13 protein-coding genes are annotated in these 12,531 nt (G+C 68.1%); 7 read left to right on the top strand and 6 right to left on the bottom strand.

Annotated features, from left to right (window positions below):
- Positions 1 to 2: 2 nt before the first annotated feature.
- Positions 3 to 1,451, bottom strand: coding sequence for a UDP-N-acetylmuramate--L-alanine ligase (gene murC, locus IEY95_RS24085; protein WP_268240503.1), 1,449 nt, complete (start codon positions 1,449 to 1,451; stop codon positions 3 to 5).
- Positions 1,452 to 1,694: 243 nt separating this feature from the next.
- On the opposite strand from murC, the gene IEY95_RS24080 reads away from it, so the two are divergent.
- Complete coding sequence (locus tag IEY95_RS24080; protein WP_229703277.1) at positions 1,695 to 2,765, top strand: serine hydrolase domain-containing protein; 1,071 nt, start codon at positions 1,695 to 1,697, stop codon at positions 2,763 to 2,765.
- Positions 2,766 to 2,828: 63 nt separating this feature from the next.
- On the opposite strand, the gene IEY95_RS24075 is transcribed toward IEY95_RS24080, so the two are convergent.
- The gene (locus tag IEY95_RS24075) at positions 2,829 to 3,794 is read right to left on the bottom strand and encodes a GlxA family transcriptional regulator (RefSeq protein ID WP_189188196.1); all 966 of its coding nucleotides are present in this window, start codon (positions 3,792 to 3,794) and stop codon (positions 2,829 to 2,831) included.
- A 72-nt stretch (positions 3,795 to 3,866) separates the two neighbouring features.
- On the opposite strand from IEY95_RS24075, the gene IEY95_RS24070 reads away from it, so the two are divergent.
- On the top strand, positions 3,867 to 4,382 hold the full coding sequence (locus tag IEY95_RS24070; RefSeq protein ID WP_189188195.1) for a PaaI family thioesterase: 516 nt from the start codon (positions 3,867 to 3,869) through the stop codon (positions 4,380 to 4,382).
- 221 nt (positions 4,383 to 4,603) lie between these two features.
- On the opposite strand, the gene IEY95_RS24065 is transcribed toward IEY95_RS24070, so the two are convergent.
- A complete protein-coding gene (locus IEY95_RS24065) occupies positions 4,604 to 5,008 on the bottom strand; it encodes a pyrophosphohydrolase domain-containing protein (protein ID WP_189188194.1) in 405 nt (134 codons plus the stop codon).
- A 97-nt stretch (positions 5,009 to 5,105) separates the two neighbouring features.
- Between IEY95_RS24065 and IEY95_RS24060 the strand changes: the two genes are divergently transcribed.
- Entirely contained in the window at positions 5,106 to 6,101 is a 996-nt protein-coding gene (locus IEY95_RS24060) for a TAXI family TRAP transporter solute-binding subunit (RefSeq protein ID WP_189188193.1), read from the top strand.
- Between the two features lie 36 nt (positions 6,102 to 6,137).
- Here IEY95_RS24060 and IEY95_RS24055 read toward each other — a convergent pair whose 3' ends face one another.
- Entirely contained in the window at positions 6,138 to 7,544 is a 1,407-nt protein-coding gene (locus IEY95_RS24055) for a HAMP domain-containing sensor histidine kinase (protein WP_189188192.1), read from the bottom strand.
- 9 nt (positions 7,545 to 7,553) lie between these two features.
- Positions 7,554 to 8,240 (bottom strand): response regulator transcription factor, encoded by a 687-nt coding sequence (locus IEY95_RS24050; RefSeq protein ID WP_189188191.1) that lies wholly within the window; start codon positions 8,238 to 8,240, stop codon positions 7,554 to 7,556.
- A 285-nt stretch (positions 8,241 to 8,525) separates the two neighbouring features.
- Between IEY95_RS24050 and IEY95_RS24045 the strand changes: the two genes are divergently transcribed.
- The 4 genes from IEY95_RS24045 to IEY95_RS24030 all read left to right on the top strand — a co-directional run bounded on the left by IEY95_RS24045 (position 8,526) and on the right by IEY95_RS24030 (position 11,869).
- Positions 8,526 to 9,302: an amino acid ABC transporter ATP-binding protein gene (locus tag IEY95_RS24045; RefSeq protein ID WP_189188190.1), complete on the top strand. Its 777-nt coding sequence runs from the start codon at positions 8,526 to 8,528 to the stop codon at positions 9,300 to 9,302.
- A gap of 81 nt (positions 9,303 to 9,383) precedes the next feature.
- Positions 9,384 to 10,226 (top strand): glutamate ABC transporter substrate-binding protein, encoded by an 843-nt coding sequence (locus IEY95_RS24040; RefSeq protein ID WP_189188189.1) that lies wholly within the window; start codon positions 9,384 to 9,386, stop codon positions 10,224 to 10,226.
- 75 nt (positions 10,227 to 10,301) lie between these two features.
- Complete coding sequence (locus IEY95_RS24035; protein WP_189188188.1) at positions 10,302 to 10,967, top strand: amino acid ABC transporter permease; 666 nt, start codon at positions 10,302 to 10,304, stop codon at positions 10,965 to 10,967.
- On the top strand, positions 10,964 to 11,869 hold the full coding sequence (locus tag IEY95_RS24030; protein ID WP_189188187.1) for an amino acid ABC transporter permease: 906 nt from the start codon (positions 10,964 to 10,966) through the stop codon (positions 11,867 to 11,869). Before IEY95_RS24035 ends, IEY95_RS24030 begins: the two co-directional genes overlap by 4 nt.
- Before the next feature lie 215 nt (positions 11,870 to 12,084).
- Here IEY95_RS24030 and IEY95_RS24025 read toward each other — a convergent pair whose 3' ends face one another.
- On the bottom strand, positions 12,085 to 12,528 hold the full coding sequence (locus tag IEY95_RS24025; protein ID WP_189188186.1) for a hypothetical protein: 444 nt from the start codon (positions 12,526 to 12,528) through the stop codon (positions 12,085 to 12,087).
- Between the last annotated feature and the right edge of the window lie 3 nt (positions 12,529 to 12,531).

Genomic DNA, 12,531 nt, shown 5'->3' with positions numbered 1-12,531 from the left:
AATCAACTCCGATCACATCCACCGGCCAGCCAGGTCTCGCCCACGGATCCGATGTCACCCGGCCCGATGGTCACCAGGGTGTCTCCGGCTCGCAGCGCTTCATCCACGAAGGCGCATATTCCGGGTAAATCTTGTATATAGCGCACATCCCGGCCGGCCGACCGCATGACGCGGACAAGATCGCGGGAGTGGACTCCGTATTCCTCCGTGTCCCGGCCGGCGAAGATGTCGGTGACGACCACGGTCTCCCCAGCGGCGAAGCAGTCGGCGTACTGCTCCATGAAGTCTCGTACGCGAACGTACGAGTTGGGCCGCAGGACCACGAGGATCCGTCCCCCGCGGGCGGCGCCGCGCACCGCGTCCATCGTTGCCGCAATCTCCGTTGGATGACAAGCAATGTCGTCGTAGACCTGGACGCCGTTCCGTGTCCCCTTGCCCTGCACACGCCGCGGCGCTCCCCCGAAGGACTCGATGCCCGCGCGCATGTCGTCGAGCGTCAGCCCACACAGGTGCCCCACGGCCACCGCGGCCAGGACGTTGTCGACGTTGTGCCGGCCCAGCAGGCGCGGCGCGAGGTCGCCCAGCTTCTCACCTCGGTAGGTGACGGAGAACCGGGGACGGCCGTCGTCCCACGTCAGACCCTCCGCCCGGACGTCCGCGTCGGCCGCGGCACCGAAGCTGACCCGTTGCCGTCCCGGCCCCACCGTCAGGGTCCGGGCGCGTGCGCAGTCGGCGGAAGCGACCAGGGTGCCGCCGGGGCGGATCCCGTCCACGAAGCCGCGGAAGGCGTCCATGGTGTCGTCAAGCCCGGCGAAGTAGTCGCTGTGCTCAGCCTTGACGTTGAGCACCACCGCGGTCGACGGTCTCAAGTGCAGGAAGTTGCGGTGGTATTCGCACGCCTCGGCCACGAAGTGCGGCCCGCTTCCCATCCGGTGGTTGCCCCCGTCCGACGTGGCCGCGGTACCGACCGAGGCGCCGGGGTCGAGCCCCGCAGCCGTCAGCATCGCAGTGATCAGCGACGTCACCGTGGTTTTCCCATGGGTCCCCGCGACGGCGATACCCTGCGCGTAGCCACCCATGATCCGGCCGAGCACCTCACCGCGGTCCACCACGGGAAGCCCCCGGGTCCGACCGGCCAGCAGCTCGGGATTGTCCTTGCGGATGGCCGGAGTCGACACGATGAGACGGACGTCCTCATGGACGTTGCCGGAGCGGTGTCCCACCGCTGAGCAGATCCCCGCCTCCCGAACCGCTCGCAGGTTCGCGTTCTCCTCGCGGTCCGATCCGGAGACCCGATAGCCGAACCGATGGAGCATGATGGCCAGGCCACTCATGCTGGAGCCCCCGATACCCACGAAGTGGATCGTCTTCCCCTTGGGGAGAAGACCTATGTCCACCAACTTCCTAGCACCCCCGTGCTTCAGCAAACGCTGCCGTCCACCGCGACGCATCAACGGTGGCAGGGGCGCTGGGATGTCAGGTAGTCGAAACCCCGGTCTGCAGAGCCAGGGACGACACGACAGCGTTCAGCCAATGACGTACTGGTCAGCGCCCAATAGAGCACTGATCATACACATGACATTCCACTTGGCTCTGCACCAATTAAATTGATCAGACATCAGATTCCGCACAGGCCAGGGGACTTGGTTGGTGCGTCGCCTGCACAGCATGAACTCGGTGGGGAGCTGGGGGACATGACGATGACGACAGGCGTGTCGGAGGCGCTGGTCGAGCGGATCGAGCGCGTGGTGCGGTCGGGTGTGGCGGAGCAGATCTACCCGGGGACGGTGTGGGCGGTCGGTGACGTCCACGGTGTCCAAGTGACCGGCGCCTGCGGACATCGGGACGCGTCGGGAGCCGGTCGTGCGATGACCGACGACGTCGTGTTCGACCTCGCCAGCCTGACGAAAATCGTCGCCACCTGGGGTGCGGTGGGCTGCCTCGTCGAGGACGGGCGCCTCGGCCTCGACGACACCCTGGACGCCCACTGGCCCGACCTCCGCGACCGCCCCCTCGGCCGGGTCTCCGTACGCCACCTCCTCACTCACACCGCGGGGCTGCCACTGCGTGCCAATCTCCGACCCCTGTACGGTCCCCGCCGCGAGGCCATCGAGCACGGCGTGCTGCACGACGCCCTCCGCCGCGCTCCCGGCGAAGCCGTCGAGTACACCGACCGCGCCGCCCTGATTCTCGGCTTCCTCGTGGAGCGCCTGACCGGAACCCTGCTGGGGCACTACTGCCGCGACCGGCTCTGGGAGCCCCTCGGCATGCACGACACCCGCTTCGGCCCCCTGTCGGCCGAACAGCGGGCCCGCTGCGCACCCACGGAGTACGACGCCGAGCACGGTTCCCATCTCCAGGGATACGTCCACGACTTCTCGGCCCGCGCCCTCGGGAGCTCGTGCGGAGCGGCCGGCGTCTTCTCCACCGCCGCCGACCTCGGCCGCTTCCTGCGCTACGTCCTCGCCCCGACCGCCGTCCCGGACGGCAGTCCCGGATTCGGCCAGAACTGGGTGCGCGAATCGCTGCGCATCCACACCGGCCGACTGCGACCTGACTGGGGTCTGCTGTGGTTCCCCCCGTTCAACACCACCCCGGAGCACGGCCTCTGGGTGCACTACGGCTTCACCGGCACCGGCATGTGGCTTCGCCCGACCGACGGCCTGTGGGCCGTGCTCCTGACCAACAAGGTCTACTTCTCCCGGGACAGGGAACCGATCATGCGCATACGGGACGCCTTTCAGGCGCTCGTATTCGGCCGGTGATCCCGTAACGGTCCTGTGCCAGGCGGTAGCGGGAGTGGGAATGGGTCCTGTCCCGGTGCGGGCTCACCCCCGTAGTGAGCGGGCCGTCAAGCCGGCCCGGTCCCGCAGCAGGGTGCGCAGGGCGCCGGGGTTCTCGTAGCCGACGCGGCGGGCCACCGTCGCCACGGGCAGGTCGGTGGTGCTCAGGAGGTGCCGGGCCCGCTCGACACGGAGGTCCTGGACGAAGCGGATCGGTGAGCAGCCCAGGGTCCGGCCGACCGCGCGCTGGAGGGTGCGCTCGCTCACCCCGAGGTCGCGTGCGGCCGCGGCGATGGACAGCGGGTCGGCGAGGCGGGCGCGGACCCACTGTTCGAAGGACGACACGAGCGGGTCGTACGCCGCCAGCGCGCTCGGAATCGTGTACGCCGCCTGGGAGGGACGGTCGTCGATGACGAGGAAGCGACGGACCACGTCGGCCAGGGCCGGACTGTGCGCACGCACGATCGCGAGCGCGAGGTCGACATGGCTGAAGGCGGCACCCGCTGTGGTGATGCCGTCGGAGGTCGTGACCATGCGGGTGTCGTCGACGGTGACGGCGGGGTAGCGGCTGCGGAAGACGGGCGCGAGCCACCAACTGGTAGTGGCTCGCCGCCCGTCCAGCACGCCCGACTCGGCGAGCAGGAACGTACCGGTGCAGGACGAGGCCAGCGCGACCCGTTCCGCGCGGGCCCGCGCGAGCAGCTTCCGGGCCGCCTGGTGTTCCGTCGACGCGACGCCAGCGACGAGCGCGTCGGGGCGCCGCTCGGCGAGCGCGGGCAGGACCAGCAGGTCTGTGCCGTCGAGACCACCGGTGGGCGGCACGGGGGTGGTCTCGACGACGTGGCCGAGTCCGGTCCGCACGCGTCGGCGCACCCCCACCGTGTCGATGTCGAAGAGCGGTGGAGGCGTCTCCAGCTGGTCCCGCAGCGCGTTGGCCGAGTGCAGGACATCGAGGACCGCGGACAGTCCGGAATCGAAGACTCCGTCGAGGGTGAGCACGGCGACCTTCATGTCGGAAACGATATCGAACCTGCCGGATCCGACTCCTGCGCGTAGCGGATGCCCCCTCCTAGGGTCGGTCGCATGACCACGTACGAGACCTCTTCCGCCACCCGTTCCCGCACCCACTCCTGGGAGCCCCGCCCCGAGATGACGCCGGACATCCTGACGATGACCGGTCGCGAGATCCTTCAGGGCGCGCTCGACGGGATGTTTCCGCCGGCGTCGATCATGAGCACGCTCGGGTTCCGGCTGACCGATGTCGGCGACGGCTTCACCGCGTTCGAGGGCGACCCCGGTGACCATCTCCTCAACCCGATGGGCACCGTGCACGGAGGATTCCTTGCCACGCTCCTCGACTCGGCACTCGGCTCGGCCGTGATGAGTGGACTGCCCGCCGGGGCCGCGTACACGACCGTCCAGCTGGGCGTGCACCTCGTCCGGCCTGTCATGTCCGACACGCCCACGCTGCGCTGCGAAGGCCGGGCGCTGCACGTCGGACGGACGACGGCCACCGCCGAGGCGCAGGTCATCGGCACACATGACGGCAAGCTGTACGCGCACGGGACGACGACGTGCGCGGTCCTCCAGGCAAGCTGAGCCGACGGGGTCGTCCGCGCGCCGTGGCCGAGCCACAGCACGCGGACGACGGACCACGAGCAGCGACGACGTGGGCGACAGCCGAAGGCGACAGCCGAAGGCGACAGCCGAAGGCGACAGCCGAAGGCGACAGCCGAAGGCGACAGCCGAAGGCGACAGCCGAAGGCGACAGCCGAAGGCGACAGCCGAAGGCGACAGCCGAAGGCGACAGCGACGCGGTGCTACGCGTCAGCCGTACTCCAGCCCTGCTGTCGCAGGACCTCCGAGACGTCCGGGGCACGGTAGTGGTCCCCCTTGAGGACCTTGCCGTCGGCCCTGCGGGCGACCCTGCCGTCGGGGCCCAGCTTCGTCATGTTGGACCGGTGGACCTCGGCGATCACCGCGTCGAGGTCGATCCCGTGGACGAGCGCCGTCCCATACGCCACGTACACGACGTCGGCCAGTTCGTGCGCCAGCCGGTCGAGCGGGCCCGTGACCGAGACCTCGGCGACTTCAGCGGCCTCCTCGGCGAGCAGTTCGCCGCGGTGGGCCGCCAGCGCCGGGGAGACCTCTGTCGGCACGGTGCGGGCGTCGAGGCCGAAAGCGAGGTGGAATTGACGGACCAGGGAGGCGGGAGAGGGCTGCATCCGCCGAAGCCTATCGATCGGCCGAGGTCCCCCGACGACCCCGGTCGATGAGCCCGGCCCTGGTCAGGACTGCCCCCGAACTGGCAGGATCGCGCGCATGTTCCAGGCACTCCCCCGTATCGGCCGGCGCCACGCGCTGCTCGGCTCGGCGGCCGCTTTCGCGGTCTTCGGGCTGCTGTTGTGGTGGCTGGTGCCGAGCGAGGGGTCCCCCAGCGGGACGATCACCTTCAGCACGGGCACGCCGACCGGCGTCTACCAGACGTACGGCAGACTCCTTCAGGGCGCCATCGCCAAGGACATGCCGCGCGTGGACGTACGGCTGCTGAACAGCGACGGGTCGCAGGAGAACGTACGGCGTGTGGCGACGGGGAAGGCCGACTTCACCATCGCGGCGGCCGACGCGGTGGAGACGTACATATTGGAGAACAAGCCGGGAGCGGGGCGGCTGCGCGGCTGCGCGCGGCTCTACGACGACTATGTGCACCTGGTGGTCCCGCGCTCGTCGTCCGTGAAATCCGTGGCGGACCTGCGGGGCAGGACGGTCGCCGTGGGACCGAGTGGTTCCGGGGTGCGGCTGATAGCGAACCATGTGCTCCAGGCGGCCGGACTCGACTCCGAGAAGGACATCAAGCCGCTGGCCGACGGCATCGCGACCATGCCCGGCCTGCTCAAGCAGCACAAGATCGACGCCTTCTTCTGGTCGGGGGGCCTGCCGACGAGTGCGGTGCTGGAGCTCTCCAAGACCTTCGACATCAGGCTGGTGCCGATCGGCAGCGACTTCATCAAGAAGCTGCACGAGCAAGGCGGCGCCTCCCGCTATTACCGGGCCGCGGTGATGCCCGCCGACGCCTATCCCAGGGCGCAGCGCGGCTCGTCCGTGCAGACGCTGGCCGTGGCGAACTACCTGATCACACGGGAGGACGCGGACGCGAAGCTCACCGAGGAGCTCACCCGGACGGTGATCGCCAGCCGCGACCACATAGGCGCCCAGGTGCACGCGGCGCAGCTGGTGGACCTGCGCACGGCCATCTACACGGATCCGCTGCCGCTGCACGAGGGCGCGCGACGCTACTACCGGTCGATCAAGCCGTAGCCGCCGGCACCCCGCGGCCGCTATCCGCTGAGGGGCTCAAGAGGCCGGCCTCGACCTGGGCACCGTCACCGTCACCCGCAGGCCGTGCGGCTCGTGATGTGCGTACGCGATCGAGCCGCCGCCCGCCGCGAGCAGCGCCCGCGAGATGGACAGGCCGAGGCCCGAGCCCTTGATGTTCTGGTGCCCCGCGCTGCGCCAGAAGCGGTCGCCGATGCGGACCAGGTCCTCGTCGCTGAGGCCGGGGCCGCCGTCGGTGACCACGACGGTCGAGACCTCGCCGTTCGAGGCGACCTTCACCTCGACGCTCTCCCCTTCGGGCGTGAACTTCAGCGCGTTGTCGATGACCGCGTCCAGGGCGCTGGACAGCGTGACCGGGTCGGCCCAGGCGGTGGTGGCCGGGCAGGTCCCGGCCAGCCGTACGCCCTTGTTCTCGGCGACCGGCTGCCAGGACGACACGCGCTCGGCCGTCAGCGCGCCGATGTCGGTGAGCCGCAGATCCGCCTCGGCGTGCTCGGCGAGCGCCAGGTCGAGGAGGTCGTCGAGGACCTGGGCGAGGCGCTTGCCCTCGGTGCGGACCGAGGCGATCTCCTCGTTCCCCTCCGGCAGTTCGAGGGCGAGCAGCTCGATGCGCAGCAGCAGCGCCGAGAGCGGGTTGCGCAGCTGGTGCGAGGCGTCGGCGACGAAGGCACGCTGCTGCTCCAGCACATCTTCGACGTTGTCCGCCATCTCGTTGAACGACCGGGCCAGGCGCCGGAGTTCCGGCGGACCGCCGGCGGCCGCGACCCGGGACTTCAGGCGTCCGGTCGCGATGTCGTGGGTGGTGGCGTCGAGGACGCGTACGGGTCTGAGCACCCAGCCGGTGAGGCGCAGCGCGGCGCCGAGGGCGATGAGCATCGCCGCGACCTCGCCCGCGCCGATGAGCAGCCAGCCGCGCAGGGTCTTCGAACGCATCTGCCCGGTGGGTGAGTCGGTGACGACGACGGCGATGACGTCGCCGTCCCTGATGACCGGGGAGGCCACGACGAGACGGTGGCGCTGCCAGGGCCAGACCTGCTCCGGGTCGTGGCTGCGGCGGCTGAAGAGCGCCTCGTTGAACGCGTCGCGTCCTTCACCGGTCTTGGGCAGGAACCAGTTCGTCGGGGCGTTGGCCATGGGCTTGTCGTTGCGGTAGAAGACGCCGGCCTGTATGCCGTACACGCCGTAGTAGCGGGCGAGTTCCTTGTTCAGGGTCTCGCGGCGCTCGTCCGTGTTGTTCGTCTGGGAGCCGGTCGGCGAATCGGTGACGAACTGGGCGAGGGCCGCAAAGCGCGCCGTGTCGTCGATACGGTCGACGACCACCCGCTGCTGCTCGGCGGCCGCGACGCTCACAGCGAGTGGAAGTCCGAGCGCGAGCAGCACCGCGGCCATCAGGACGATGAGCAGGGGGAGAAGGCGAGTGCGCACCCGTGCCCGCTACGACGCAGGGGCGACGAGCCGGTACCCGACGCCGCGCACGGTCTCGATCAGCGCCGGCATACGCAGTTTGGAGCGCAGGGACGCGACATGCACTTCCAGGGTGCGCCCGGTCCCCTCCCAACTGGTGCGCCACACCTCGCTGATGATCTGTTCCCGACGGAAAACGACTCCGGGGCGCTGGGCCAGCAGCGCGAGAAGGTCGAACTCCTTGCGGGTCAGTTGGACAACCAAACCGTCAACGGTGACCTGCCGGTTGGGGAGTTCGATGTGCACGGGGCCGAGCTTCAGCGCCGTGTCGCCGGGGGCCGCGGCGTCGTCGGGGACGCTGCGCCGGCTGACGGCGTGGATACGGGCGAGCAGCTCCCCGGTGTCGTACGGCTTCACCACGTAGTCGTCGGCGCCGAGGTTGAGCCCGTGGATCCGGGAGCGTACGTCGGCGCGCGCCGTCACCATGATCACCGGAGTGCTGGTCCGCTTGCGGATCTTGCCGCAGACCTCGTAGCCGTCCTGGTCGGGCAGGCCCAGGTCGAGCAGGACGACGCCGAACCCGTCACTCTCCGGGACCAGCGCCTGCAGAGCCTCCTCGCCGCTGCGGGCGTGCGTGACCTCGAAGCCGTGCCGCGCCAGCACCGCGGACAGGGCGGCGGCGACATGGTTGTCGTCCTCGACGAGAAGCAGTCTCATGCCGGCCCCCTCCGGTTCATCGGTCGTACGGTCTCAGCTTGTAGAACGCGGTGCACGCGCGGGTGCACCATGGAAGTCACGCCGATGGACAAGGACGGCGTCAAGGGCCTTCGGGTTGCGGAAGGCTTCCGTTATCCAGCCGGTACGCGGTCGCGCACCGGCTGCTACGACACGTGTCCGATTGCTATCGGATCGTGATGCTCAAGTTCCCCTCAGATGTAATGACGCTGGTCGTACGGGGTTACTACTGTCCTCCGAAACCGAGGAGGACGGAGCCAAAGAGCGATGACCGAAGTATCGGTGGCCAAGGACGCCGTGGCCGCGACCGACGAACTGGTCGTCCTGAAGAGCGTCAACAAGCACTTCGGCGCGTTGCACGTGCTCCAGGACATCGACCTGACGATCGCCCGTGGCGAGGTCGTCGTGGTCATCGGACCCTCCGGGTCCGGGAAGTCCACCCTGTGCCGCACCATCAACCGCCTGGAGACGATCGATTCGGGCGACATCTCGATCGACGGCAAGCCGCTGCCCGCGGAGGGCAAGGCGCTCGCCCGGCTGCGGGCCGACGTGGGCATGGTCTTCCAGTCCTTCAACCTCTTCGCGCACAAGACGGTGCTCGACAACGTGATGCTGGGACAGATCAAGGTCCGCAAGGCCGACAAGAAGGCCGCCGAGGAGAAGGCCCGCGCGCTGCTCGACCGCGTAGGCCTCGCCAATCAGGCGGACAAGTACCCCGCGCAGTTGTCGGGCGGCCAGCAGCAGCGCGTCGCGATCGCGCGAGCGCTGGCGATGGACCCCAAGGTCATGCTCTTCGACGAGCCGACCTCGGCACTGGACCCCGAGATGATCAACGAGGTCCTCGAGGTCATGCAGCAGCTCGCGCGTGACGGCATGACCATGATCGTCGTCACCCATGAGATGGGCTTCGCTCGTTCGGCTGCCAACCGAGTGGTCTTCATGGCCGACGGTCGGATCGTCGAAGAGGCTGTGCCGGACCAGTTCTTCAGCAATCCCCGCAGCGACCGGGCCAAGGACTTCCTGTCGAAGATCCTGCACCACTGACGACCCCCTCGCGTCTCTGACGACCTGCGTCACCCGCCCCTGACGGGCCCGCATCTCTTCACCAGTCAAAGGATGTTCACCATGAAGCTCCGCAAGGTCACCGCCGCTTCAGCTGCTGTGCTCGCCCTCGCGCTCGCCGCCACGGCCTGCGGCTCGGACAACGACAAGGACAGCGGCAGCAGCCCTTCGGGCGGCAGCAAGAAGATCACCATCGGCATCAAGTTCGACCAGCCGGGCATCGGTCAGAAGACACCCCAGGGCTACGCCGGCTTCGACGTCGACGTCGCGACGTACGTCGCCAAGAAGCTCGGCTACAGCGCGAACCAGATTCAGTGGAAGGAGTCGAAGAGCGCCGACCGCGAGACCATGCTGCAGCGCGGTGACGTCGACTTCATCGCCGCTTCGTACTCGATCACCCCGGAGCGCGAGAAGTCGGTCGACTTCGCCGGCCCGTACCTGCTGGCCCACCAGGACGTCCTGGTCCGTGCCGACGACAACTCGATCAAGTCGCCGTCGGACCTCAACAGCAAGAAGCTGTGTTCGGTGACCGGCTCGACCTCGGCGCAGAACGTCAAGGACAAGCTGGCCCCCAAGGCCAATCTGCAGCAGTACCCGACGTACTCGGCGTGCCTCACCGGTCTGCAGAACGGGGCCATCGACGCGCTGACCACGGACGACTCCATCCTGGCCGGCTACGCCGCTCAGTCCCAGTTCAAGGGCAAGTTCAAGCTCGGCGGCTTCAAGATGACCAACGAAAACTACGGCATCGGCGTGAAGAAGGGCAGCGACCTCAAGGCCAAGATCAACACGGCCCTGGAGGACATGGTCTCCGACGGCTCCTGGAAGGCGGCCGTCGAGAAGAACTTCGGCCCGGCGAACTACAAGAACGAGCCCGCGCCGAAGATCGGCGACGTCAAGAGCTGAAGCAGTGCCTGAAAGGTGCGCCGTCTCCCGGGGCGGCGCACCTGGGCATCCCTACACGCGGAAGCACGGGAGATCGTGTTCGACTTTCTTGAAGGTTATGACCTGCTGGGGGCCTTCTGGACGACGGTGCAGCTCACCCTGCTCGCCGCGGCCGGCTCCCTGGTATGGGGGACCCTGCTGGCTGCCATGCGCGTCGGCCCAGTGCCCCTGATGCGCGGTTTCGGCACCGCCTACGTGAATATCGTGCGGAACATCCCGCTGACCGTGATCATCCTGTTCACTTCGCTGGGCCTGAACCAGACTCTCAGCATCAGCCTCGGCGCGGACGACTTCAAGACAATCAACTTCCGGCTCGCTGTGCTCGGTTTGACCGCCTACACCTCGGCCTTCGTGTGCGAGGCACTGCGGGCCGGCATCAACACGGTGCCGGTCGGGCAGGCTGAGGCGGCCCGTGCGATCGGCCTCAGCTTCACCCAGGTGCTCCGGCTCGTCGTGCTGCCTCAGGCGTTCCGATCGGCGGTCGGCCCGCTGACGAACGTCCTGATCGCGCTCACGAAGAACACCACGGTGGCCGCCGCGATCGGCGTCGCCGAGGCGGCGACCCTGATGAAGACGATGGTGGAAAAGGAGGCCCAACTCATCCCGATCGCCTCGATCTTCGCCCTCGGCTTCGTGATCCTCACGCTCCCGACCGGCTTGATCCTCGGCTGGGTGGGCAAGAAGGTGGCGGTTAAGCGATGACTTCCGTTCTCTACGATGCTCAGGGGCCGCGTGCCAAGCGGCGCAACCTCCTGTACACGGCAGTCTTTCTCGCCGCCCTGGCAGCGGTCCTGTGGTGGGTGTACACCCAACTCAACGACAAGGGTCAGCTCGACTGGGCGCTGTGGAAGCCGTTCACTACCAGCGAGGCCTGGTCCACGTACATCTGGCCGGGTCTGAAGAACACCCTGAAGGCCGCGGCGCTCAGCATGGTCATCGCATTGCCGCTCGGGGCCGTCCTCGGCATCGCCCGGCTCTCGGACCACGCCTGGATCCGCATACCGGCCGCGATCGTGGTGGAGTTCTTCCGGGCCATCCCGGTGCTGGTCCTGATGATCTTCGGGCTTGCACTGTTCGCCAAGTACACCAACGTCAGTTCGGATGACCGTCCGCTGTACGCGGTCGTCACGGGACTCGTGCTGTACAACGCCTCGGTTCTCGCGGAGATCGTCCGGGCCGGCATCCTGGCCCTGCCGAAGGGCCAGTCCGAGGCGGCGATGGCGATCGGTCTGCGCAAGGGCCAGGTGATGAGGCTCATCCTGCTGCCGCAGTCGGTCACCGCGATGCTCCCGGCCCTCGTCAGCCAGCTCGTCGTGATCGTGAAGGACACCGCCATCGGTGGCGCGGTGCTCACCTTCCCTGATCTGCTCGCATCGGCCAACACGATGATCGGCTACTACGGCAACACCATCGCCAGCTTCACGGTTGTCGCCGTGATCTTCATCGCGCTCAACTTCTCGCTCACGACCTTCGCGGGCTGGCTGGAGGGTCGGCTCAGGCGCAGCAAGAAGAGCACGGGCGCGGTGGTCGGAGTGGAGATGATCGAGGACCTCGAGACTGTGGGGCATGCACCGCCTGGGCCGGGGAGCGACATCAAGGAATAGGTTTGAGCGATCCTCGGATTCGCACGAGGGGTGGCGCACATGATGGCGCCACCCCTTGCGGTGTTTCCGGGTTTACGCATCCATTAACCGGCTTCGAGCTGACACGAGTCGGCCCCGGCACCTCCTCAAAGAATGGGCGGCGCCGGGGCTGGCGGCTCAGTGGAGCAACCTTTTGACGAGGCCTGACACGGCTTCAGCGGAGTGAAGCCGGTCGGTCAGTTGATGGGCGTGATCGAGACGCTCCGGGTGTCCCCGGAGGCCGGAAGGGTCACCGAGAGGGTGACGTTGGCGTGCAACTTGCCTATTATGCTGACCACGGCCGTCTTGTTGCATCCCTCCACGGTCGTCTCGTCATCGGTGTAACCACCCTGTGGATGGGCCGCCGAGACGCGCACGCGCCATTTCTGGCATCCCCTGTAAGACACGTGAATGTAGTGGTTCCGGGTGTTGCTCATCATCAGGCTGCGGTACTGCTTGTCCTCGTATTTCCACTTCGTCGGGGTCGCAAGAACGTCGACATTCCCCTTGCGCGTGCCGAGGTAGATGGCGTCGACGTCGTCCGCCGAAGCGGGCGCCGCCGCGAGGGCGCTCGTGACCACCGCCAGGGTCGCGCCCAGGGCCAACACTCTTGCACGGGCCTTGCGGTGCGTGAGGGCCATCGA

Source organism: Streptomyces albiflavescens, assembly GCF_014645835.1.
Lineage (GTDB): Bacteria > Actinomycetota > Actinomycetes > Streptomycetales > Streptomycetaceae > Streptomyces > Streptomyces albiflavescens.
The sequence above is the reverse complement of the archived record's forward strand: the minus strand, read 5'-3'. Positions and strand labels throughout refer to the sequence as shown.

Bases quoted from the DNA above. Each gene is read 5' to 3' on its own strand.
- IEY95_RS24060 (WP_189188193.1), top strand. From the start codon at position 5,106: ATGTTCCAGGCACTCCCCCGTATCGGCCGGCGCCACGCGCTGCTCGGC.
- IEY95_RS24050 (WP_189188191.1), bottom strand. From the start codon at position 8,240: ATGAGACTGCTTCTCGTCGAGGACGACAACCATGTCGCCGCCGCCCTG.
- murC (WP_268240503.1), bottom strand. From the start codon at position 1,451: ATGCGTCGCGGTGGACGGCAGCGTTTGCTGAAGCACGGGGGTGCTAGG.
- IEY95_RS24080 (WP_229703277.1), top strand. From the start codon at position 1,695: ATGACGATGACGACAGGCGTGTCGGAGGCGCTGGTCGAGCGGATCGAG.
- IEY95_RS24030 (WP_189188187.1), top strand. From the start codon at position 10,964: ATGACTTCCGTTCTCTACGATGCTCAGGGGCCGCGTGCCAAGCGGCGC.
- IEY95_RS24075 (WP_189188196.1), bottom strand. From the start codon at position 3,794: ATGAAGGTCGCCGTGCTCACCCTCGACGGAGTCTTCGATTCCGGACTG.
- IEY95_RS24040 (WP_189188189.1), top strand. From the start codon at position 9,384: ATGAAGCTCCGCAAGGTCACCGCCGCTTCAGCTGCTGTGCTCGCCCTC.
- IEY95_RS24070 (WP_189188195.1), top strand. From the start codon at position 3,867: ATGACCACGTACGAGACCTCTTCCGCCACCCGTTCCCGCACCCACTCC.
- IEY95_RS24065 (WP_189188194.1), bottom strand. From the start codon at position 5,008: ATGCAGCCCTCTCCCGCCTCCCTGGTCCGTCAATTCCACCTCGCTTTC.
- IEY95_RS24025 (WP_189188186.1), bottom strand. From the start codon at position 12,528: ATGGCCCTCACGCACCGCAAGGCCCGTGCAAGAGTGTTGGCCCTGGGC.
- IEY95_RS24045 (WP_189188190.1), top strand. From the start codon at position 8,526: ATGACCGAAGTATCGGTGGCCAAGGACGCCGTGGCCGCGACCGACGAA.